Below are 23,157 nucleotides of genomic sequence, written 5' to 3'. Positions count from 1 at the left end.
CGGTCGACGGCACGGATTCTTGCACCGGGCGCGACGATGGTCGACGCGAACGATGCGGCCGGAAGACGCCCTGCGGGTCCGCAGCAGATGATGGCGGCGACGCGCGAATGCAAGCGCGCGCGCCATGCACGAAACGTGCAGGGTCGTTGTAAAGATGGATTTACGCGGCACGATGGCCCATCGTTCAGGCGCGACTGCTAGCCTTCGCGCAGCGTCGGGCGGAGTCCGGCGCTGGCCCTGTCCGAAGGAATGCCCCATGTCGCGTTGGAAGCTCGCGCTCATCGTCGTCGCCCTGCTCGTCGCCGGCCTGGTCGGCTGGCGCATCTTCCATTCCGGCGCCGCGCCCGCGGGTGCCGGGCGCCGTGGCGCGGGCGGCGAGGCCGACGGTCCGGTGCCGGTCACCGTGGTCGCCGCGGCCACGCGCGACGTGCCGGTGTACCTGACGGCACTCGGCACCGTGCAGGCGCTCAACACGGTCACCGTCAACGCTCAGGTCGGCGGCCAGCTCGACGCGCTGCATTTCGCCGAGGGCCAGGAGGTCAAGCAGGGCGACCTGCTCGCGGAGATCGATCCGCGCACGCTGCAGGCCGCGCTCGACCAGGCCGCAGCGAAGAAGAAGCAGGATGCGGCGCAGCTGAGCGCATCGCAGAGCACGCTCGCGCGCTACGAGGAGCTCATCAAGAAGAACTTCGTCTCGGCGCAGGATCTGGAGAACCAGCGCCAGACCGTGCGCCAGCAGCAGGCGCTGATCGCCGCCGACGACGCCGCGATCGCGAGCGCGCGCACCCAGCTCGGCTACACGCGCATCACCGCGCCGATCACCGGCATCGCCGGCATCCGCCAGGTCGACGTCGGCAACCTCGTGCAGGCGAACGCGAGCACCCTCGTCGTGCTGACCCAGGTGCATCCGATCAACGTGATCTTCACGCTGCCGGAACAGAGCCTCGACGGCGTGCGCACCGCGCAGGGCACGGCGAGCGGCGGCCTCGAAGTCGCCGCGCTCGACCGCACCGACGCGCACGTGCTCGCGACCGGCGCACTCAAGGTCATCGACAACCAGATCGACACGACCACGGGCACGTTCAAGCTGAAATCGGAGTTCGGCAACGCCGACAACGCGCTGTGGCCGGGCCAGTTCGTCAACGTGCGAGTCAGGCTGCGCACGGTCGCCGGCGGCCTCGTCGTGCCAGCGACCGCAGTGCAGCGCGGCCCTGAAGGCAACTACGTCTACGCGCTGCAGGCCGACGCCACGGTCGCGATGAAGCCGGTGGTGACCGCAGGCGACGCCGGCGACGACGGCGTGCTCGTCTCGAGCGGCATCGCCGCGGGCGACAAGGTCGTCACCGAAGGCCAGTTCCGGCTCAACCCCGGCAGCAAGGTGCAGGCGCTCGCGCCGGGCGAGACGCCGGCGCCGCCGAGCGCGGAGGAGCTGGCGAAGATGAAGGACAAGGGCGCGCCGCAGCAGGGCCAGCGCCGCGGCGGCGGACGACGCGGAGGCGGCTGATGCGCGCCGCACCGCGCCGCGTCCGCCCCGTCATCCCGGCCGAGTGAAGTCGCCATGAGTTTCTCCACCCTGTTCATCCGCCGCCCGATCGCGACCTCGTTGCTGATGGCCGCGCTGCTCCTGCTCGGCGTGATCGGCTGGCGCGCGCTGCCGGTCGCCGCGCTGCCCGACGTCGACGCGCCGAGCCTGATCGTGACGACGCAGTATCCGGGCGCGAGCGCCTCGACGATGGCGGCGCTCGTGACGACGCCGCTCGAGCGCCAGTTCGGGCAGATCTCCGGCATCACGACGATGAGCTCGGACAGTTCGGCGGGGCTGTCGTCGATCATCATTTCGTTCGACCAGGGCCGCGACATCGACGCCGCCGGCCAGGACGTGCAGTCGGCGATCAACGCCGCGCGCGGCACCTTGCCGACGAACCTGCCGTACCCGCCCGTCTACAACAAGGTCAACCCGGCCGACGCGCCGATCCTGACCCTCATGCTCACCTCCGACTCGCGCCCGCTGCGCGAGGTCAACGACTACGCCGACAGCATCCTCGCGCAGCGCCTGTCTCAGATTGGCGGCGTCGGCCTCGTCAGCATCGCCGGCAACGTGCGCCCCGCGGTGCGCGTGCAGGTGAACCCGGCGCAGATCGCCAACCTCGGCCTGACCATGGAGGACGTGCGCAGCGCGCTGACCCAGGCCAACGTCAACGCGCCGAAGGGCAGCCTCAACGGCACCGTGCAGAGCTACAGCATCGGCACGAACGACCAGCTCGCCGACGCCGCGGAGTACCGCTCGACGATCGTCAGCTACAAGAACGGCGCGCCGGTACGCCTGTCCGACATCGCGAGCGTCGTCGACGGCGTCGAGAACGACCAGCTCGCCGCGTGGGCCAACAGCAGGCCGGCGGTGCTGCTCGACATCCGCCGCCAGCCGTCGGCGAACATCGTCAAGACGGTCGAGGACATCCGCAAGGAACTTCCCGCGCTGCGCGCGCTGCTGCCCGCCGACGTGCACCTCGACGTGTTCTCCGACCGCACCGTGACGATCCGCGCCTCGGTCGAGGACGTCGAGTTCACGCTCGTGCTCACCGTGCTGCTCGTGATCGCGGTGATCTTCGTGTTCCTGCGCCGGCTGTGGGCGACGGTGATCCCGAGCGTCGCGGTGCCGCTGTCGCTGCTCGGCACGTTCGGCGTGATGGCGTTCGCCGGCTTCTCGCTCGACAACCTCTCGTTGATGGCGCTCACCGTCGCGACCGGCTTCGTCGTCGACGACGCGATCGTCATGATCGAGAACATCGTCCGCTACATCGAACAGGGCAAGCAGCCGCGCGAGGCGGCCGAGATCGGCGCGAAGGAAATCGGCTTCACCGTGCTGTCGCTGACCGTGTCGCTGATCGCGGTGTTCCTGCCGCTGCTGCTCATGCCCGGCGTGACCGGCCGCCTGTTCCACGAATTCGCCTGGGTGCTGACGATCGCGGTCGCGATCTCGATGTTCATCTCGCTGACCCTGACGCCGATGATGTGCGCGTACCTGCTCAAGGCCGACGCGCTGCCGGCCGGCGACTCTGCGCACGACGGCACCTCGCACGCGGGCGAGCGCGACCTGTGGACGCGCACGGTCGAGCTCTACGCGCGCAGCCTCGACTGGGTGCTCGCGCGCCAGCCGCTCATGCTGGTCGTCGCGTCGGCGACCGTCGTCGTCACGATCGCGTTGTACGTGCTGATCCCGAAGAGCCTGCTGCCCGAGCAGGACACCGGCCTCGTCACCGGCGTCGTGCAGGCCGACCAGAACATCGCGTTCCCGGCGATGGAGGAGCGCACGAAGGCCGTCGCCGACGCGGTGCGGCAGGTGCCCGGCGTCGCCGGCGTCGCCGCGTTCGTCGGCGCGGGCTCGGTCAACCCGACGCTCAACCAGGGCCAGCTCAGCATCGTGCTGAAGGCGCGCGGCGAACGCGGCGGGCTCGCCGACGTCGTGCCCGCCCTGCAGCGCGCCGCGGCGCACATCCCGGGCGTCGCGCTCTATCTCAAGCCGGTGCAGGACGTCGCGCTCGACACGCGCGTCGCGCCGACCGAATACCAGTACGCGCTGTCGGAAGTGAACTCGTCCGAGCTCGCCGGCTTCGCTGCGCGCATGACCGACGCGTTGCGCAAGCGCCCCGAACTCGCCGACGTCGACAACAACCTCGCGACGCAGGGCAACGCGCTGCACCTGGTGATCGACCGCGAGAAGGCGAGCCGCCTCGGCGTGCCGGTGCAGACGATCGACGACACGCTCTACGACGCGTTCGGCCAGCGCCAGATCTCGACGATCTTCACCCAGCTCAACCAGTACCGCGTCGTGCTCGAAGTGGCGCCCGAGTTCCGCACGAGCAAGGCGCTGCTCGACCAGCTCACCGTGCGCGGCAACGGCAACGGTGCGCTGACCGGCAGCAACGCGACCACGCTCGGCCAGGCTACGTCGAGCAATTCGGCGACCCCGTCCGGCATCGGCAGCGCCGGCAACGTCGGCATCGCGGTCGGCGCGGGCGGCGCGATCCCGTTGTCGGCGCTGGCGAGCGCGACCGAGACGAACGCGCCGCTCGTGGTCAGCCACCAGGACCAGCTGCCCGCGGTGACGATTTCGTTCAACCTCGCGCGCGGCTACTCGTTGTCCGACGCCGTCGAGGCGATCCACGCGGTCGAGGCCGAGCAGGCGTTCCCGCCGCAGGTGCGCGGCCAGTTCGTCGGCAAGGCGGCCGAGTTCTCCGCCTCGCTCACCGACGAGGCGCTGCTGCTGCTCGCCGCGGTGGTCGTGATCTACATCGTGCTCGGCGTGCTGTACGAGAGCTACATCCACCCGATCACGATCATCTCGACCCTGCCGCCGGCGGGCGTCGGCGCATTGCTCGCGCTGATCGTCTGCGGCATGAGCCTGTCGGTCGACGGCATCGTCGGCATCGTGCTGCTGATCGGCATCGTCAAGAAGAACGCGATCATGATGATCGACTTCGCGATCGAGGCGCAGCGCGACGGCATGAAGCCGCACGACGCGATCCGTCGCGCCTGCCTGCTGCGCTTCCGCCCGATCATGATGACGACCGCGGCCGCGCTGCTCGGCGCGCTGCCGCTCGCGCTAGGCAATGGCATCGGTTCGGAACTGCGCAAGCCGCTCGGCGTGTCGATCGTCGGCGGCCTGCTGCTTTCGCAGCTGATCACGCTGTACACGACGCCGGTGATCTACCTGTACTTCGAGCGGCTGTCGGCATGGGTGCGCGACCGCCGCGAGGCCCATGCACGCACGCTCGCGCGAGCGAGACCGGCATGATGGCGTCGACGCCCGGATGCTCCGTCGCGCCCCCGACGCGTTCGGCTGCCACGCACGGACACGCCCCATGAACATCTCCGCGCCGTTCATCCGCCGCCCGATCGCGACCTCGTTGCTGGCGATCGGCCTGTTCGCCGCGGGCGCGATCTGCTACTTCCTGCTCGGCATCGCCGCGTTGCCGAACCTCGAGCCGCCGGTGATCTTCGTCAGCGCGAGCCAGCCCGGCGGCAGCGCCGACGTGATGGCGGCGACCGTCGCCGCACCGCTCGAACGCCACCTCGGGCAGATTCCCGGCATCGACACGATCAACTCGACCAGCAGCGAGAGCAGCGCGTCGGTGATCCTCATCTTCGACGGCAGTCGCAAGGTCGACGACGCGGCGCGCGACGTGCAGGCGGCGATCAACGCCGCCGCGCCGGACCTGCCGACCGGGCTCACCAACGCGCCGACCTACCGCAAGGCGAACCCGAACAACCAGCCCGTGCTCGCGCTCGCGCTGACCTCCGACACCGAGCCGCTGTCCAAGCTGTACGACTACGCCGACTCGCTGATCGCCCAGCGCATCCGCCAGTTGCCCGGCGTCAGCGACGTCGACGTCGCCGGCGGGGCGACGCCGGCCGTGCGCGTCGACATCAACCTGCGCGCGCTCAACTCGATGGGCCTGTCGCCCGACCAGTTGCGCAACGCGCTGACCGCGGCGAACGTGACATCGCCGCAGGGTTTCCTCTCCGACGGCCGCACGACGATGGCGGTGTCGGCGAACGATTCGCTGCACACCGCCGCCGAGTTCGCCGAACTCGTCATCGCGGTGAAGAACGGCGTGCCGGTGCGCCTCAGCGACGTCGCCAGCGTGCGCGACGGCCAGCAGGACCAGTACCAGGCCGCCTGGTACGGCACGCGCCGCGCGATCCTGCTGTTCGTGCGCAAGCAGGCCGATTCGAACGTGATCGCGACGGTCGACAGCGTCAAGGCGGAGATCCCGCTGCTGCAGACCTGGTTGCCGGCCGGCGTCGCGCTGACGCCGTTCTTCGACCGCACGCCGATCATCCGCGCGTCGATCGACGAAGTTCAGGTCAGCCTGCTGATCAGCCTCGGCATGGTCATCGTCACGATGGCGCTGTTCCTGCGCCGGCTCGCGCCGACGCTGATCGCGGCGACCGCGGTGCCGCTGTCGATCGCCGGTGCGTTCATCGTCATGTACGTGCTCGGCTTCACCCTCGACAACATGTCGCTGATGGCGCTCGTGATCGCGATCGGCTTCGTCGTCGACGACGCGATCGTGGTGATCGAGAACGTGATCCGCCACGTCGACGCCGGCATGTCGCGCCTCGAGGCGACCCTCGTCGGCGCGAAGGAGATCGGCTTCACGATCGTCTCGATCACCGCCTCGCTGGTCGCGGTGTTCGCGCCCGTGATGTTCGCCAGCGGCATCACCGGGCAGTTCTTCCGCGAGTTCAGCATCACGCTGATCGCGGCGATCCTGTTCTCCGCGGTCGTCTCGCTGACCCTGACGCCCGCGCTGTGCGGCCGCTTCCTGTCGGCGCACGCGCAAGCGAAACCGTCGCGCCTCGGCGCGCGCATCGACGCATTCCACGCGGGCATGCTCGACGTCTATCGCCGCCTGCTCGACCATGCGCTGCGCTGGCCGCGCCTGACCGCGCTGCAGCCGCTGCTGCTGATCGTGCTGACCGTGTTCCTCATGCGCTTCCTGCAGAGCGGCCTGTTCCCGCAGCAGGACACCGGCATGCTGCAGGGACGCATCAGCGCGGGCGCCGACATCTCGCCGCCGCGCATGATGGAACAGACGCGCAAGCTCGCCGGGCTGGTGCTGCAGGATCCCGCGGTCGACAGCGTCGGCTCGCGCCTCGGCGGCGGCTTCGGCCGCGGCGGCGGCGGTTCCGGCCAGCTCTACATCACGCTCAAGCCGCTCGCCGAACGCCACGGCGAATCGACGTTCGCGGTGATGACGCGGCTCAATCGCGCCGCGGAGGCGATGCCCGGCGTGCAGATGCGCCTGCGCCCGGTGCAGGACCTGCCGAGCGGCGGCGGCGGTGGCGGCAGCGGTGGCAGCGGCGGCCAGTACCAGGTCGCGCTCAAGGGCAACGACATCGCGAGCTTGCAGGAATGGACGCCCAAGCTCGTCGAAGCGCTGAAGAAGATCCCGCAGCTGCGCGACGTCGGCAGCGACATCGACGCATCGGGGCCGCGCCAGACGCTCGTCGTCGACCGCGACAGCGCCTCGCGACTCGGCATCAGCGTCGCCGCGGTCGACAGCGCGCTCAACGACGCGTTCGGCCAGCGCCAGGTGTCGACGATCTACTCCGACGTCAACCAGTTCAAGGTCGTGCTCAGCGCGCTGCCGAACCAGGCGACCGACCCGGGCTCGCTCGAGCGCCTGTACGTGCGCTCGAACTCGGGCGCGATGGTGCCGATCACCGCGGTGACGAAGATGCAGGACGGCATCGCGCCGACCGAAGTGAGCCACGAAGGCCAGTTCTCGACGATGAGCCTCAGCTTCAACCTCGCGCCCGACGTGAGCATGGGCCAGGCGCAGAAGATCATCGAGAGCACGATCCAGGGCATGCGCCTGCCCGGCGACATCCGTCTCGACTTCGCCGGCGACTTCCGCAACTTCCAGAAGCAGCAGGGCGACAGTTCGCTGCTGATCTTCGGCGCGATCATCGTGGTCTACATCGTGCTCGGCATGCTCTACGAGAGCCTGATCCACCCGGTCACGATCCTCTCGACCTTGCCGTCGGCCGGCGTCGGCGCGCTGCTCGCGATGATCGTCACCGGCACCGAGCTTTCGGTCGTGTCGATGATCGCGATCGTGCTGCTGATCGGCATCGTCAAGAAGAACGCGATCATGATGGTCGACTTCGCGCTCGTCGCCGAGCGCGAGCACGGCCTCGCGCCGCTCGAGGCGATCCGCGAGGCGTCGCTGGTGCGCTTCCGCCCGATCATGATGACCTCGATGGTCGCGATCTGCGCGGCGCTGCCGCTGGCGATCGGCTTCGGCGTCGGCTCGGAACTGCGCCGCCCGCTCGGCATCGCGATGATCGGCGGCTTGATCGTCTCGCAGAGCCTGACCCTGCTGTCGACGCCGGCGATCTATCTCATCTTCGCGCGCATGAGCGAGCGGCGACGCAAGCGCAAGGAAGAGCGACGGTCGCGCGCGGCGCTCGCGACCGCGCCGGGTGATCCGGTCGTCTGATGTGCTCCGTGTGCTCCGTGTTTCTATCTCTTGATCTTCAGTCGCCTTGCGGCCACGCATCGGCAGTTTCCGACGAGCCTTGCGTACCGTCGCCGTAGGGCACGTCGAAGCCTTCCTTGAAGATGACGAGTTCGTTGGTATCGGCCACGAGCGCCGCGCCGGTCGCGGTCACGTCGAGCGTCGCCGTGACGTCCGTGGCGTCGATGCGCACGGGCAGTTCGAGCACCCAGGTCACGCGCGCGCCGGGCGGCAAGGTCGCGACGTCGTCGAGCGGCCCGCTGCCGCTCCCGGTGCAGGTCGCACCGTCGGTGCCGGGGTAGCAGGTCCAGCTCGCGCCCGGCGCGTCCCAGGCGGGCGACAGCACGGCGGCGACGGCGACGTCCGTCGCGGTAACGGTGCCGTTGTTGGTCAAGGTGACGACGTAAGCGAGCGTCTGGCCGTAGCGTGCGTAGGCATGGTTGTCGTTCGCCTCGAGCACGAGCGCACCCTGACCCGCGAAGGCCGTCGTCGCAGCCGATGCGCACGTGCTCGCGGCGAGTGCGACGCGTGCGACACGGAAGATTGCCTTCATCGGGGTGTTCCCTCCATCGATGCGCCGGCGCCGTCGAAACCGTCGCGGAAGATCACGATCGTGACGTGGTCGGAAAGGGGCGCGAGGCCGTCGGCATTGAAGTCGAAATCGAGCGTGCCGGCGGGCGACGAAGGCGACACCGGCACGTGGATCAGCCAGGTCATGGAGACGCCGGGCGGAACCGTCACGTGATCGACGATCGGTCCGTTGCCCGCGGCCGCGCAGCTCGCGTCGATGCTGCCGGCGATGCACTGCCACGTCGTCGCGCCGACGTCGGCGCCGCCGCCGTAACTCGCGCTCACGGCGTAGTTCGTCGCCGCGGCGTTGCCGTTGTTGGACAGCGTGACGACGTAGTCGACGATCTGGCCGTAGGTCACGTAGTCCGGACCGCCTTGCGTCAACGCGAGCGTCAGGTTCGGTTGCACCGGCGCCTGCACCACGCCCGAGCCGACGTACGTCAACTGGTAGGACGGATCCAGCATCGTCACGCCCGTTCCGCCGACGTTGGCGGTCGCTCCGATCGCGAGGCCGGGGTCGGCGAACCACGTCGGCGTGCCGTCGACCAGCGCGCTGGCGTCATTGCCGTCCTGGTCGATCACGGCGTACGAATCGACCGTCACCGCCGGCACGCCTTGCGTCACGTGCGTGCCCTGCGCGACCACGAGCACGTAGGGGAACCCTTTCAGCACGGGATACGGATAGCCCGTGACCCAGCCGTTGGCCGTGTTCCACAGCCCCGTCGCGGCCGGACCTTGCGAGAGCCAATGCAGCGTGGACAGGCCCGTGACGCCATTGCTCAGGCCGCCCGGGGTATCGGCGGTGCCGATGCCCTGCGCCATCACGTCGGTATTCCAGAAGCCGTCGTTGATGACCGCGCCCGATGCGTCGGCGTTGTAGCCGACGAGGCCTGCGGCGTTCTGGCCCGACACGCTGCCGCTGGCGTAGACGTCGCTGATGCTTGCGCCTTGGTTGCCGCCCGTCACGCCGCCGACGTCGTTGCCGGCGCTGGACACGCCGACGCTCGCGTAGGCGTTGTCGAGGCTGCCGCCCTGCATCCCGCCCACGATGCCGCCGACCGCGCCGGCGCCGGATACGCTGCCGGTAACGTAGACGTTGCTGACGCTGCCGCCTTGGCTCAGGCCGATCAAGCCGCCGACGGCGCTCGACCCGACGATCGAAACGTTGGCCATGCCCAGGTTCTTCACGACGGCTCCGCCGGTCTTGCCGAACAGGCCCACCCAGCTGTCGATCGTCGGCCGGTTGATGGCGAAGCCGCTGATGACGTGGTGCTGCCCGTCCAGGCTGCCAACGAAGCGAGGACCATCGGTGCCCACGCGCATGAAGCCCGTCTGCGCCCACATGCCGTTGCTGTTCGCGGCCGTGCCGTCGTTGCGGCCGGTTTCGCCGGCGTCGATGTTCCTGCCGAGCATGTAGTCCGCGTCCAGCTTCAGGCTCATCAATTGCAGCTGGTGTGCGTTGGTGAGCGTGGTCTGCCATTCGCCTTGCAGGAACGGGCGTGTGCCGTCGAAGGCCGTCCAGGTGCTGCCGAAATCGAGGCTGGCGTAGGCACCTTGCTTGAACGCGTAGTTGGTCGCGGCCGCTTGCGCGGGATTGCTGGTGACGGTGTTGAGATTGGTGACGGTCGCGTTGCCGGCGACGACGACGCCAACCCCGACGGCCTGGCCGGTGCTGAAACTGTCCCAGTAGCTGTCCTCGACGGTGCCGTCCATGGCCAGACCGACGAGGCCGCCGACATTGCTGCCGCTGCCCGTCACCTTGCCGCTGGCCCAAGTGTGGCGGATCGCGCCGCGGCTGCCGGAGGTCAGGCCGCCGGCGCCGCCGCCGCTGGCCGTCACGCTGCCGGTGGCGTAGGCGTCGCTCACGTCGCCGGTCGTGAAGCCCACCAAGCCGCCGCAGTCGTTGGTTCCGAAAACGCGTGCGGTCGCGAACGCGTTGCTGATGGCGCCCGCGTCGTTGTAGCCCACCAGGCCGCCCACCGCGTTGCCTCCCGTAACCGAGCCGCCGTCCACGCCCACGTTGCGCAACACGCTGCCGATGCCGAGGCCGCCGAACAGACCCACGCACAGGCTGCTGCCGCCGGGATTGATCGTCGGATCGATGACGACGTGCCCGAGCCCGTCGAAGCGACCGTTGAAGCCGCCGGCGCAATTGCCGATCGGCACGAAGCCCGCGCCGCCGTTCCAGTTCGCCGTGGCGCTGGCGTCGATGTCGTTGAACAGCGCGAAGTTGCCGGCAAGGTTGGCGCCGACGGCCTGCAACTGATCGAGCGTGGTCACCGGCGTGTAGACCAGCGCGCCGGCCGGCGTGGCGCTTTCCGCCTTCACGTACACCGCGCCGGGCAGGGATTTGAGGTACGGCGTGGTCTTGCGGTTCTGGTTGTCCCACACGGCCGCGTCGAAACTGCCCGGCAACGCCGAAACCAGATTCACCAGCGAAATCGCCGTGCCGACGCCATTGTCCGGGTGCGCGCCGGCCGTGTCGCTGGCGAACCAGCCGTCGCTGACGCTGCCGCCAGGGCCGGCATCGTTGAGACCCACCAGACCGCCGACATAGCTGTTGCTGCTGGCCGAAACGCTGCCGGTGGCAAAGACGTGCTCGACGGGGCTCATGTTGTGGCCCACGAGGCCGCCGACCTGGATGCTGCCCGTCACGTTGCCGGTGGCATAGGCGTTGCGCAAGGTCTCGCTGGCGGTGGCATTGGTCTGGGTGACTCCCACCAGCCCGCCGATGCTGTCCTGCCCCGTTACGTTGCCGCTCGCCCAGACGTTGTTGACGGCACCGCCAGATTGGGTGGTACCCACGAGGCCGCCGACCGCACCCGTGCCGATCACGTTGCCGCTGGCCCAGGCATCGGCGATCAGGCTGCCGTTGCCGTTGTGGAAGCCCACCAGACCGCCGACGAACAGGGTGCCCGAGACGTCGGCCGTGGAATACACGTGGGCGATGACGCCGAAGTTGTCGCCGACCAACGTGCCGACCCACCCGCCGCCCGACACGCTGCCGCCGCGCACGCCGACGTTGCGGATCACGCCGCCCGAGTTGTAGGAAAACAGTCCGGTATCGTCGACGCTACCGGCAATGACGAGATCGAGCAGCTGATGGCCGAGGCCGTCGAACCGACCGCTGGCGCCAAGGAAACCAAGCGGTGTCTGGCTGGCCGCGCCGCTCCAGTCCACATCCGCCGCCAGCGCGTAGGCGGCGGTGATGGTGCCGTTGGCGGGGGGACGGATCGCTTCCAGTTCGGCGAGCGTGTGGATCAGCGTGTAGGCCGTGCCGTTGACGCGGTAGCTTTGCCCCGTTCCCGTGAAATCCACGCGCCCGGTGAAGCCGCCGGCCGTCAGCGCCATGACCATGCCGCCGTCGGCAACGGACGCGTCGGTTTCAAGCGACAGGCCGGCCGAACCCGAGGCGGTCATCACCGCGTTCACCTTGACGCTGCCCGACGGCGCCGAGAGCGTGAGCGTATGCGCCCCCCAGCTCACCGTGTCGTCGACGACGATGTCGCCCGACGCGGCCTCGAGGTTGACGTCGCCGCTGGCGAGCTGCGCCGACAAGCGCGCACCCGTGATGTCGCCGCCCGCAGGCGCGATCACGTAGTCGGCGAACGCGGGCGTGGCGACGCACGCCGCGGACGCGACGAGGAGACGCAGGAGCATGTTCGGTTTCATGGTGAGGTCCGGGATTGTTCGTTGGCGCAGTCCAAGCCGTCGCGGAAGATCACGATCGCCGCATCGTCGCGAACGCCGGACGTTCCGAGGCTGGAACGTGAAGTCGAGCGTGCAGGCCGAGGTCGACACCGACAGAGGCGCCTCACGCCGATCGGTTCCGCGTCCGGCACGCGCGCTCCCTTGCCGCTCGGCTGGAGCGCTGATGAAACTGTGAAGGAGCACGCATGCGGCGCCACCACGGCAGCGTAAGCCTGTGCGAAATTCCCGCAATCACACTTTGGAGTGATCCGATGACGCTGCTCGCCGACGCCGAGGTTGCGGAAACCGGCTTCATGCGCCGGCTGGTCGAGCTGTACGCCGCGGAGCCGGACCTGCACAGGTTGCCGCGCGAGGTGTTCGGCTGCGTCGACGCGACCGCCGCCAACGACATGGTCGCGTACACCGAATTCCACCTCGGCACGGGCGAGTTCCGTGCCGAGTTCTCGCGCATCGACCCCGACCCGGAACGCCGCGCGCGTTCGGCCGCGGCGTACCTTCGCCACTCGCGCAGTCATCCGTTCTGGAGCAAGGACCCGGCGTTCTTCGGCGAGCGCGCGCTGCGCGAATCGGATTTCTTCAGCGACGAGGAATTCATGGCGCTGCCGATCGCGCAGGAGGCGTTCCTGCCGAGCGGCGCGCATCGGCAGATCGCCTTCGTCATCGTCCACGAAGGCTATGCGCTGTCGGTTTCCGCGCACCGCGTGCTCGGCGCGCCCGCGTTCACCGATGCCGAGCGCGACCGCATGCAGGCGTTGCGCGCGCACATCGCGCGCGTCTACCGCCAAGCGCTCGAGCGATCCGCGCAGGCGATGCCGCCGGTGGAACGGCTGATCCACCTCTGCCCCGACCTCACGCCGCGCCAGCGCGACGTCGCGCGCTGGATCGCCGACGGCAAATCGAACGAAGCGATTGCACGCCTGCTCGGCATCCGCCTCGACACGGTCAAGAGCCACGTGCGCCAGGTGTTCGAGAAACTCGGCGTGGACGACCGCCTCGGCGCTGCGCTCGCGGTGCACCGCCGCCCGCCGTTCGCCCAGCTCCCGCCGATGTGGACCCTGCCCGGCTCGCGCTGGAGCCCCGCGGGACTGCAGACGATCGCCGCGGCAGGATCGTCAGCGGCGGAGAGCGGGAAAGCCTGAAACACGGGGCACACAGAGCACACGGAGAATGCAACAACGAGCAAGCACGTCGTGCAGCGTCCTTCCTCCGTGTGCTCCGTGTTTCAATCTTTCGCTCTTCAGTCGCGCAACAGCAACCGCAGCGGATCGAGCAGCGCGCCGTAACCCGCCGTGACGGCGGTGTCGCGGCGCAACGGTCTGCGCACCTGCGCGGCGCTCGCGGTGTGCACGTTGCGCTCGACTTCATGGAAGCGCAGGCAGGCCGGGTCGAAGGCGAGGCCGCAGTGCGCGAGCAGCGCGCGCACGCCCGCCTCGGGTGCGTCGAGCAGCGCTTCGTGGACGAGCGCGTGGATCGACGCCGGTGCCTGCGTGCGCCAGTGCGCCATCGCGCGCAGGCTGTCACGGTGGAACGCGGCGAGTTCGGCGAAGTCGTAGGCGAAGAACTGCGCCTCGCCGAAGTTGTGCTTCCAGCAGCTCCAGCAGGTCTCGAGGGGGTCGCGCACGCAATGCACGATGCGCGCACCCGGGAACATGCGCAGGATCGCGCCGAGCACCTGCCAGTTCGGCAGCGTCTTGTCGGTGAACAGTGCGCCCGCGCGCCGCATCGGCGCGATGCGCGAGAGGTAGTCGTCGCCGAGGCGCCGCCATTCGCGCGCATCGGCGTCGCCGACCCACTGCGGGAAGCGCACGCCGCGACGCACGGACTCTTCCTGCAGCACCTGCGCAACGAGGTTGGTCTCGCCGCCGCCGACGACGTCGGGGTGCGCGGCGAGGATCTGCTCGACGAGCGTCGAACCCGAACGCGGCATGCCGACGAGGAAGACGAGGTCGCCGCCGCCGGCGTCGTCGTCGTGCAGCGGCGGCGGCGCGGAGAACGCGGCGAGGATCGCGTCGATGAGCGCGCTCACCGCGGATGCGCTCCAGCGGATCTCGCGGCGCCGCGCCGCGTTCGCGTCGGCGAACGCGGCGAACGCCTCGGCATGGCGTTGTTCCGCTTCGAGCAGGTTCGCGCGTGCGAACCCGAGCGCGATGCGCTGCGCGGGCGTGCCGCGGCCGCTCGCGACGACACGCGCGAGCGCCGCGTCGTCGCTGCCACCGGGTCGGATCGCCTTGAGGTTGAACAAGCCGATCCACGCCGACGGCGCCGCGGTCTCGTCGTCGAGCAATGCGCGCAGCTCCGCCTCCGCCTCGTCGAGGCGGCCGAGCGTCTTCAAGGCATCCGCACGCAGGATGCGCGTCGCCGTGCGATGCGGGGCGACCTCGACCGCGGCGTCGTACGCCACGCAGGCGGCGGCGACGTCGCCGCGCAGCATGAGTACGCGCGCGAGGTTGAGCCAAGGATCGAGCAAGCCCGGCTCGAGTTCGCTCGCACGGCGGAACGCCTGTTCCGCCGCATCGAGATCGCCCCCCTTCGCGAGCGCCGAACCGAGGTTGGCGATGACGAGGCCGTCGAGCGGCCGCTGCGCGGCCACGCCGCGCAGCAGCGCGACCGCGTCGGCGTTGCGGCCGAGCTGGTTCAGCGCGACGCCGCGCAGGCGCTGCAGCTCGGCGTGAGCGGGAGCGAGGCGCAGCGCGTCGCCGAGCAGGCGATCGGCGTCGGCTGCGCGACCCGCGACGATCGCCGCGGCCGCGTCGCGCGCGAGGCGCAGCGCGGCCGCGGGCAGTCCGCGCTCGCGGTCGTCGGGGTTCGCTGCGTCGTCACTGCGTGTCGCGGTCACACGGTCGCCTCGTGGAAGGACGGCGATTATCGCCAATCCGGGCGCCGCCGCCATGCGACCTCGGCGGCGCGTCCGCTGCGCGATCGCCGCGCCCGCGTTGCCGGCTCGAGCGCGGTACGGCCGGCGTGCGCGCGCGCACGCGCGGTTTCTGTTAGAAGCACGGTTTCGGTTTCCCGGAGCACCCACCATGCGCACCCTCGTTCGTTCCGTGCTGGCCGCCACCCTGGCGGCACTCGCAGGCTGCAGCGCGTCGACCGCACCGCCCGCGGCGGGTACGGCGTCGGAAGCGACGCCTGCCCCCCTCACCGACGCGATGCGCGCGGCCATGTCCGCGGTGCTGCAGGGCGACGGTCGCGACGCGGTCGCGAAACTGCAGGCGATCGATCCCGCCACGCTCGCCGAACCGGCGCGTGCGCTGCGCGCCTGCATGCTCGACCGCCTCGACGCGCGCCATGTGCCGGCGATCACGCTCGACGACGCGTTCGCGGCTTCGGTGCTCGCGGCGTATCGCGAATACTGGCTGCGGTCGTTGCGTGCCGAGCATCCCGCGGCCGACAACGAAGCGCAGCTGCTCGCCGCGCTGAACGCGCTCGTCGTCGCCGACGGCGGCAGCGCCGCCGCCTCGATGGGCGACGTCGAGCCGCTGCTGCACAGGCGCATCGAGGCGCACGGCCGCCACGCGCTGTTCGGCCAGACCTTGCCGCTGCGCGAGTTCATGTTGTGGTCGAGCGAGACCAGGCATCCCTACGACGTCGCGCTGCCGCAGGGGCCGCAGCCGGTGACGGTCGTGTTCATGGACGACTTCGCGAGCCTCGGCTGGGCCGGCTTCGCGAGTTGCGACCGCGTGCACAGCGGCGGCTGGACCAAGCCCGAGGGACTCTACGCGGTGCGCGGCGCGTACGACACCGCGAGCGAGAAGTTCAGCGTGAGCTACCTCGCGCACGAAGCCGAGCACTACTGGGACAACACGCACTTCCCCACGCTCGAGCAACCCGAACTCGAGTACCGCGCGAAGCTCGTCGAGATCGCGAGCGCGCACGCGACCCTGCTCGACCTGCTCGACGCGTTCGGCGGCAACACCTCGGAAGATCGCGGCGTGCCGCACAGCCACGCCAACGCGCGCATCGTGCGCGAGCTGCGCACGCGCCTGTTCGGCGGCGACGCGACGCGTGCGTGGACGAGCATCGACGCGGCGCGCATCAACGCCGCGGCAGCCGAGCTGCTCGCCGAGGACACGCACCGGCTGCAGGTCGCGGCGCCGCGCGCGGAGCTCTGAACCTCAGCGCTCGAGGCCGAGCGCGGCGCGTTCGAGCGCGCCGCTGCCGCGTGGGGTCGTCGCGAATCGCCGCGACGGCGGCAGTGGCGCACCGTCGACGAGTCGCGCCCACAGCGCGTCGAGCGCGGCGTAGCCATACGGCAGCAGCGGCACGTAGTGATCACCGAATCCGGGCAGCGCAAGGAACGCGTCGAAATGCTGCGCGTTCGGCACGCGCCAGTAGGCTGGGTGGCGCGCAGCCGCATCGAGCGCGCCGACGTAGGCGCGCGCATGGAATGCGTCAGGCAGGAGGCCGTCGTCCTCGCCGTGCACGACGATCAACGGCAGGTCCGCTCGCGGGAGTTTCGCTGCGGTCGCCGACACCGATGCGCGCAGCGCATGCGCGGCTGCGCCGTCGCCGTTCCACAGCGCGCGCAGGCAATCGATGCCGAGGGCGGTCGGGTCCGCCGACGCGTCGACGCCGCCGAGCAGCGACACGCCCGCGCCGGGCGGGATGCCGCTCGCATCGGACCACCACGCCGCGCGCGTCGGCGCGTCCGCCGCGACCGGTGCGCCGCGCGCGTCGACGGTGGCGTAGTGGAAACCGCACGGTATCGTCGCCGGCGTCGCGCGCAGGTACGACGCGGCGTAGGTCGCCGCGATCGCGCGCCAGAGGTCGAAGCGGGTCGAACTCGCCGCGGTTTCGATCGCGCGCTCGTCCCAGCCGCCCGCGCGCAGGCGGTCGAGCGCCGAGCGCGCCTGCGCGACGCGATCGGAACCGTCGACGAGGCCGCGTTCGCGCAGGTGCGCGCAACGCGCGAGCCACGCCGGCGGCGGCGCGCCTTCGGTGCGCGCGAACGGCGTCGCGTCGAAGCGCGCGTCGGTGAGCGCGCACGGCAGCAGCTGCGCCGCTTCGCTCGCGACGTCGTAGAGCGGCCGGCCGCCGTCGACGTGCACGTTCGGCGCGAGCGCGACGACGCCGTCGACGAGACCGTCGGCATCGAGGCCGGCCGCCTGCAGCGCGGCGCCCGCACCGTTCGACACACCGGTCACGATCACGCGCGTGTCGGCCGCAGTGAACGGTGCCTGCGCGGGATAGGCGCGGTCGAGCATCGCGAGGCCGAAGCGCGCGGCCTGCAGCACGTGGCGGCCCCAGTCCGCCTCCGGGTCGTCGCCGGAGTGCGCATGCTTGATCGCAACGCCGCGCGCAGCGGCGATGCGCGCAGGCTCGAATTCGAGCGGCGCGGTGCCTCGCGCGGCGCGCGTGCCGTCGAGCGCGACGCCAGTGTCGCTGTCGAGGTCGAAGTAGCCCGAGCCGGCGCCCTTGTCGGTGTAGGCGACCGCACAGCCGCGCGGCAGCGCCCACGCGCCGGCGAGCGCGATCGCGCCGTACACGCCGCGCGAACCCGACGACGCGGCGACGACGAGGCAGCGTGCGCGCGCGTCGAACGCATCGGGCGCCTGCAGCAGCACGCGATGCGGCGATCGCGCACCCGGCACGCGCGCGAACGCCTGGTATTCGCGGCCGGGCACGTTCGGCACCACACCGTAGACACGACCGTAGCCGCCGAGCGGGCCGAGATCGGCGATGCCGTTCCAGCTCGCGTGGATCGCGCGCCGGCGCAGCTCGTCCGCGGTCGGCGCGGCGGCATCGGCGAACGCGGGCGACTTCGCGCGCAGGCCGTCGAGGCCGAGCCCGGCGCTGAGCAGGTCGTCGTGGCCGCGGTGCACGCTTTCGCGGACCTCGCCGACGAATTCGCTCATCGTCATCGGAACCTCCGGCACGGGGCGTGTCGCGCACGCGGCGAGCACGACGGACAGGAACGGCAACACGAGTCGGCGCATCCGCGCAGCCTAGCGCGGTGCGGACGCGCGCGTCATCGTACGAAAGTCCAGTGCGGTGCGGCGAGCGGCGGCGCTGCTACAGTGCGACCGTGCGCATCCTGCTCGCCGACGACCACCCGCTGTTCCGCCTCGCGCTCGCGCAGGCGGTGCGCGCGGCCGCACCGGAGGCGCAGCTCGCCGAGGCGGCGACGTTCGACGAGACGCGCGCGGACCTCGCCGCGCACGCCGACACCGATCTCGTCCTGCTCGACCTCGACATGCCCGGCAGCCACGGGCTGATCGGCCTGGCGAGCCTGCGCGCGGAGCATCCGGCTATCGCGGTCGCGATGGTTTCGGCGCAGGACGACGCCGGGACGATCCGGCGCGCGCTCGCCTGCGGCGCGGCCGGCTACATCTCCAAGCGCGCCGGCCTCGACGAGCTCGGCGAAGCGCTGCGCACGGTGCTCGACTGCCGCACCTGGCTGCCGCCGCACATGCGCGACCGCGTCGCCGCCGCGCCGGGTCCGGACGACCGCGCGCTCGCCGCGCGGCTCGCTTCGCTGAGCCCGCAGCAGATGCGCGTGCTCGGCCTCGTCGCCGAAGGCCTGCTCAACAAGCAGATCGCCGATCGCCTCGACGTGCAGGAACGCACCGTGAAGGCGCACCTGACCGCGATCTTCGAGCGCCTCGGCGTGCGCAACCGCACGCAGGCGAGCGTGCTGCTGCGCACGCTCGAACCCGCTGCGAACGCCTGAGGCTCGCGCCGCGACGCCGGCGCTGCGGATCACCTCGCCCGTGCGTCTCGACCAAAGTCGCAACCCGCCACTGCGCGACATCCGCTAGCCTGCCGTGGGCGTCGCGCGCGGAGTGGCCATGGACTACGAGACGCTGTACCGCCAGTCGATCGAGCAGCCCGAGGCGTTCTGGGACGCGCAGGCGCAGGCGATCCACTGGCACCGGCCGTACACGCGCGTGCTCGAGTACGAGCGGCCACCGTTCCGGCGCTGGTTCGCCGGCGGCGAGACCAACCTCTGCCACAACGCGGTCGACCGGCATCTCGCTGAACGCGGCGACCAGCTCGCGCTCGCCGCGATCTCGACCGAGACCGGCCGGCGCCGCCATTTCAGCTACCGCGAACTGCATCGCGAGGTGAACGACTTCGCCGCAGTGCTCGTCGCGCTCGGCGTCGGCCGCGGCGACCGCGTCGTGATCTACATGCCGAACATGGCCGAGGCGGTGTTCGCCGTGCTCGCCTGCGCGCGCATCGGCGCGATCCACTCGGTCGTGTTCGGCGGCTTCGCCGCGCACAACCTCGCGCTGCGCATCGACGATGCGCGTGCGTCGCTGCTGGTCTGCGCGGACGCCGGCATGCGAGCAGGCAAGGTCATCCCGTACAAGCCGCTCGTCGATGCGGCGCTCGCACAGGCGCAGCATCCGCCGCGCCACGTGCTGATCGTCTCGCGCGGACTCGACCCGGAACCCGCGCGCGTCGACGGCCGCGACGTCGACTACGCGACCTTGCGCGCGCGTCATGCCGGCACCGACGTGCCGGTCGCGTGGCTCGAGTCGAACGAGCCGAGCTACCTGCTCTACACCTCCGGCACGACCGGCAAGCCGAAGGGCGTGCAGCGCGACGTCGGCGGCCACGCCGTCGCGCTCGCGCTGTCGATGCGCACGGTGTTCGACGTCGGCGCGGGCCAGGTGATGTTCTCGACCTCCGACGTCGGCTGGGCGGTCGGCCACAGCTACAACATCTACGGGCCGCTGCTCGTCGGCGCGACCTCGCTGCTCTACGAAGGCACGCCGGTGAATCCCGATCCCGGCATCTGGTGGCAGCTCTGCGCCGAGTACGGCGTGCGCACGATGTTCTCCTCGCCGACCGCGATCCGCGTGCTGAAGAAGCACGATCCTGCGTGGTTGCGGCGGCACGACTTGCACGCGTTGCGCTGGCTGTTCCTCGCCGGCGAACCGCTCGACGAACCGACCGCGCGCTGGATCGCCGACGGACTCGGCAAGCCGGTCATCGACAACTACTGGCAGACGGAAACCGGCTGGCCCGTGCTCTGCCTGCAACCCGGGCTCGACATGAAGCCGGTGCGCTACGGCTCGCCCGGTTTCCCGAACTTCGGCTACAAGCTGCGCGTCATCGACGAAGTCACCGGCGTGGACGCCGCGCCGAACGAGAAAGGCGTGCTCGTCGCCGAGCCGCCGTTGCCGCCGGGCTGCCTGACGACCGTGTGGAACGACGACGCGCGCTTCCTGCGCGGCTACTTCGGCCATTTCAAGGAGCTGCTGTACAGCTCGCTCGACTGGGCGATCCGCGACGACGACGGCTACACCTTCATCCTCGGCCGCACCGACGACGTCATCAACGTCGCCGGCCATCGCCTCGGCACGCGCGAGATCGAGGAAGCGGTCGCGACGCACCCGGCGGTCGCCGAAGCGGCGGTCATCGGCGTGCGCGACGAACTCAAGGGCCAGGTACCGTACGTGTTCGCGACCCTCAAGGCTGCCGTCGAAGGCGATGCGCGGCGGGCCACGGCGACGGCGCTGCAGCAGTGCGTGTGCGAGCAACTCGGCGCGATCGCGCGTCCGGCGCGCGTCTACCTCGTCGCCGCGTTGCCGAAGACGCGTTCGGGCAAGCTGCTGCGCCGCTCGATCCAGGCGCTCGCCGAAGCGCGCGATGCCGGCGACCTGTCAACGCTCGACGACGCCGGGGCGCTCGAGGAGGTCCGCTCGGCGCTCGCGCGCGACGCCGACGCGGTCGCGCGCTGACACGACACGCGAACGGCCTTGCGCGACGGCGGCGGCGTCGGCTCAGCGCCGGGCGAGCGAAGTACGGATGGCGTCGAGGCCGAAGGCTTCGCTGGCTAGCGGGGACGGCAGGCCGGCGCGCGCGCAGTACGCCGCGAAACGCGCGTCACCGCGAAAGCGCAGCAGCAGTGAATCGAACAGCGCGTAGTGCACGGCGGTGCCGCCGCGATCCAGATCGCGTTGCAGCCATTCGAACGCATGGCCGGCATCGCCGCGCAGGGCGTAGACGCGCGCAATCGCGTAGGCCTCGCCCTTGCTCCGCTCGTCGGTTTCGACGAGGCGCTGCAGCGCCTCGTCGGCGGCGGTCCGGTCGCTGCCGACCTGCAAGGCGAGCGCGCGCCAGCGCTCGCGCCAGGCGCCCGGCTTCGTCGCGTCGACCGCGGCCAGCGCGGATGCCGCGTCGCCGCGCAGGATGGCGAGGTACGCACCTTCGTCGGTAGACCAGTCGCGCACGGTCGCGGCCGGATCGATGATTCGTTCGTCCGCTTCGCGCAGGCTCGCCGCGGCTTCGTCGAGCCGGCCACGGCTCGCCAGCAGTTCCGCGAGATAGATGCGGGCGAACGCCCCCAGCGGATCGCCATCGATGTATTTGCGGCGCTCGGCGATCGCTTCGTCGACCCTGCCCAACGTGGCCAGCAGCCGACTCACCGCACCGTGCGTCGGATCATTGTCCGGTACGAACGCCAGCGCATTGCGGAATTCCCCCAGTGCGCCGTTCCAGTCGTGCTCGGCCGCGCCCAGCCAGTTGGCTCGGATCGCGTGTGCCTGTCCGAACTCCGGCTGCAGTCGCAGCGCGGTGTCGATGGCCTCGCGCGCCTGCGCGTAGGCCGCGCGCACGGCGTCGCGATCCGTGTTGCCGCGCGCGTACACCGTGCGCGCGAAGCCCAGCCACGCCCACGCCTGTGCGTAACGGGGATCGATCCGCGTCGCCTGTTCGAAATCGTCGATCGCCTTGCGGCTCGGGTTGGCGTCGACGCTCATCTCCGCGGCGGCGCGCAGGTAGGCTTCGTAGGCATCGAGGTTGCCGCTGGCCGGACGCCCGGCCTCGACCATCGACGGCATCGCATGCAGCAGCTTCACCTGCAATGCACCGGCGACGGCCAGCGTGATCTCGTCCTGCAGCGCGAACAGGTCCTTGTAGGCGCGATCGAAGCGCCGCGTCCACGCCACGGTGCCGTCGGCACTGCGGATCAATTCGATGCTCACGCGCACGTCGTCGCCGATGCGTTGCACGCTGCCCTCGACCAGGTGCGCGACGCCGAGCTTTGCGCCGATCGCCGCGACATCTTCCGTGCTGTCGCGGAACAGGAACGAGGAGCCGCGCCCGATGACCTTCAAGCCTTCGTACTGCGACAACGTGGTGATGAGATTCTCGGAAATGCCGTCCGCGAAGAACGCGTGATCCGCCTCGCCGCCGACATTCACCAGCGGCAGTACCGCCACGCTGCGCGCCGGGGCCGGCGCGGTATCCGCCGCACCGGACTGCGAGTGCGGCGATGGCGGCCAGGCCAGCAGGACGAACAGCGATACCGCCAGGAGCAGCAGGGCCAGCGTCAGGCTGCGTGCGGTCCTCGACAGCGTCGAACGGGCTGCTCGCGGCGATATCGCGACGGTGGACGCCGGCAGCGCCGCGCTCGCACCGACCATGGGCGCAGCCGGGCCCGCGACCGCCTCGACGGCGCGTGCCGGCTCGGTGTCATTCGTTTCAGCGGCGATGCCGATGAATTCGTAACCGACACCGTGCACGGTGCGGATCAGGTGCGGACGGTCCGCCTCGTCGCCGAGTTCGCGCCGCAGCAGGGCGATGATGCGGTTCAGCACCGCCGGCGTGACATGGCGATGCCCCCAAACGGTATCGAGCAGGGCATCGCGCGCGACCACGGCGCCGCGCCGACGCACCAGCTCCAGCAGGACGCCGTACGCCTTCGGTTCGAGCGCGAGTTCCGTTCCGCCACGCAGCACGCGATGCCGGCCCGTGTCGATTTCGATGTCGCCGCAACGGTAACGGGTCGGGCCGGATTTGCCGTCGTCCATCGCGTAGTCCAGGCCAGTCAGCACGATTGTGCTCCGTAGTGCGGTGACTCGCAAAACTCCGTTTCCGCCGCGGTCCGGACAGCTCC

Annotated in this window: 12 protein-coding genes; 7 read left to right on the top strand and 5 right to left on the bottom strand. The window is 70.6% G+C overall.

Annotation, left to right across the window (positions count from 1 at the left end):
- The first annotated feature begins 256 nt into the window (after positions 1-256).
- From FHW12_RS08820 to FHW12_RS08810, 3 genes are all read left to right on the top strand, one after another.
- Positions 257-1,504: an efflux RND transporter periplasmic adaptor subunit gene (locus tag FHW12_RS08820; RefSeq protein ID WP_182530633.1), complete on the top strand. Its 1,248-nt coding sequence runs from the start codon at positions 257-259 to the stop codon at positions 1,502-1,504.
- 54 nt (positions 1,505-1,558) lie between these two features.
- A complete protein-coding gene (locus FHW12_RS08815) occupies positions 1,559-4,795 on the top strand; it encodes an efflux RND transporter permease subunit (protein ID WP_182530632.1) in 3,237 nt (1,078 codons plus the stop codon).
- 67 nt (positions 4,796-4,862) lie between these two features.
- On the top strand, positions 4,863-8,009 hold the full coding sequence (locus FHW12_RS08810) for an efflux RND transporter permease subunit (protein WP_182530631.1): 3,147 nt from the start codon (positions 4,863-4,865) through the stop codon (positions 8,007-8,009).
- A gap of 37 nt (positions 8,010-8,046) precedes the next feature.
- Here the strand turns inward: FHW12_RS08810 and FHW12_RS08805 are convergent, their stop codons facing one another.
- Entirely contained in the window at positions 8,047-8,580 is a 534-nt protein-coding gene (locus FHW12_RS08805; protein WP_182530630.1) for a DUF11 domain-containing protein, read from the bottom strand.
- On the bottom strand, positions 8,577-12,539 hold the full coding sequence (locus FHW12_RS08800; RefSeq protein ID WP_182530629.1) for a beta strand repeat-containing protein: 3,963 nt from the start codon (positions 12,537-12,539) through the stop codon (positions 8,577-8,579). The genes FHW12_RS08805 and FHW12_RS08800 overlap by 4 nt, the downstream gene beginning before the upstream one ends.
- A gap of 20 nt (positions 12,540-12,559) precedes the next feature.
- On the opposite strand from FHW12_RS08800, the gene FHW12_RS08795 reads away from it, so the two are divergent.
- Complete coding sequence (locus FHW12_RS08795; RefSeq protein ID WP_182530628.1) at positions 12,560-13,447, top strand: helix-turn-helix transcriptional regulator; 888 nt, start codon at positions 12,560-12,562, stop codon at positions 13,445-13,447.
- Positions 13,448-13,545: 98 nt separating this feature from the next.
- Here FHW12_RS08795 and FHW12_RS08790 read toward each other — a convergent pair whose 3' ends face one another.
- On the bottom strand, positions 13,546-15,144 hold the full coding sequence (locus FHW12_RS08790) for a tetratricopeptide repeat-containing sulfotransferase family protein (RefSeq protein ID WP_182530627.1): 1,599 nt from the start codon (positions 15,142-15,144) through the stop codon (positions 13,546-13,548).
- Between the two features lie 187 nt (positions 15,145-15,331).
- Here FHW12_RS08790 and FHW12_RS08785 point away from each other — a divergent pair, with 187 nt between their 5' ends.
- Complete coding sequence (locus FHW12_RS08785; RefSeq protein ID WP_182530626.1) at positions 15,332-16,420, top strand: hypothetical protein; 1,089 nt, start codon at positions 15,332-15,334, stop codon at positions 16,418-16,420.
- 3 nt (positions 16,421-16,423) lie between these two features.
- Here FHW12_RS08785 and FHW12_RS08780 read toward each other — a convergent pair whose 3' ends face one another.
- A complete protein-coding gene (locus FHW12_RS08780; protein WP_182530625.1) occupies positions 16,424-18,244 on the bottom strand; it encodes a 3-hydroxybutyrate oligomer hydrolase family protein in 1,821 nt (606 codons plus the stop codon).
- An 89-nt stretch (positions 18,245-18,333) separates the two neighbouring features.
- Between FHW12_RS08780 and FHW12_RS08775 the strand changes: the two genes are divergently transcribed.
- The gene (locus FHW12_RS08775) at positions 18,334-18,978 is read left to right on the top strand and encodes a response regulator (protein WP_182530624.1); all 645 of its coding nucleotides are present in this window, start codon (positions 18,334-18,336) and stop codon (positions 18,976-18,978) included.
- 118 nt (positions 18,979-19,096) lie between these two features.
- Positions 19,097-20,998 carry a propionate--CoA ligase gene (gene prpE / locus FHW12_RS08770; protein ID WP_182530623.1) on the top strand — a complete coding sequence of 634 codons (1,902 nt, stop codon included), beginning with the start codon at positions 19,097-19,099 and terminating at the stop codon, positions 20,996-20,998.
- Between the two features lie 42 nt (positions 20,999-21,040).
- Here prpE and FHW12_RS08765 read toward each other — a convergent pair whose 3' ends face one another.
- On the bottom strand, positions 21,041-23,095 hold the full coding sequence (locus tag FHW12_RS08765; protein ID WP_182530622.1) for a winged helix-turn-helix domain-containing protein: 2,055 nt from the start codon (positions 23,093-23,095) through the stop codon (positions 21,041-21,043).
- Positions 23,096-23,157: the final 62 nt, after the last annotated feature.

Origin of the sequence: Dokdonella fugitiva (assembly GCF_014138265.1) — a bacterium.
Classification (GTDB): Bacteria; Pseudomonadota; Gammaproteobacteria; order Xanthomonadales; family Rhodanobacteraceae; genus Dokdonella_A; species Dokdonella_A fugitiva_A.
The sequence above is the reverse complement of the archived record's forward strand: the minus strand, read 5'-3'. Positions and strand labels throughout refer to the sequence as shown.

Excerpts from the sequence above, each read along its gene's own strand:
- FHW12_RS08820 (WP_182530633.1), top strand. The coding sequence starts at position 257 with ATGTCGCGTTGGAAGCTCGCGCTCATCGTCGTCGCCCTGCTCGTCGCC.
- FHW12_RS08815 (WP_182530632.1), top strand. The coding sequence starts at position 1,559 with ATGAGTTTCTCCACCCTGTTCATCCGCCGCCCGATCGCGACCTCGTTG.
- FHW12_RS08810 (WP_182530631.1), top strand. The coding sequence starts at position 4,863 with ATGAACATCTCCGCGCCGTTCATCCGCCGCCCGATCGCGACCTCGTTG.
- FHW12_RS08805 (WP_182530630.1), bottom strand. The coding sequence starts at position 8,580 with ATGAAGGCAATCTTCCGTGTCGCACGCGTCGCACTCGCCGCGAGCACG.
- FHW12_RS08795 (WP_182530628.1), top strand. The coding sequence starts at position 12,560 with ATGACGCTGCTCGCCGACGCCGAGGTTGCGGAAACCGGCTTCATGCGC.
- FHW12_RS08785 (WP_182530626.1), top strand. The coding sequence starts at position 15,332 with ATGCGCACCCTCGTTCGTTCCGTGCTGGCCGCCACCCTGGCGGCACTC.
- FHW12_RS08780 (WP_182530625.1), bottom strand. The coding sequence starts at position 18,244 with ATGCGCCGACTCGTGTTGCCGTTCCTGTCCGTCGTGCTCGCCGCGTGC.
- prpE (WP_182530623.1), top strand. The coding sequence starts at position 19,097 with ATGGACTACGAGACGCTGTACCGCCAGTCGATCGAGCAGCCCGAGGCG.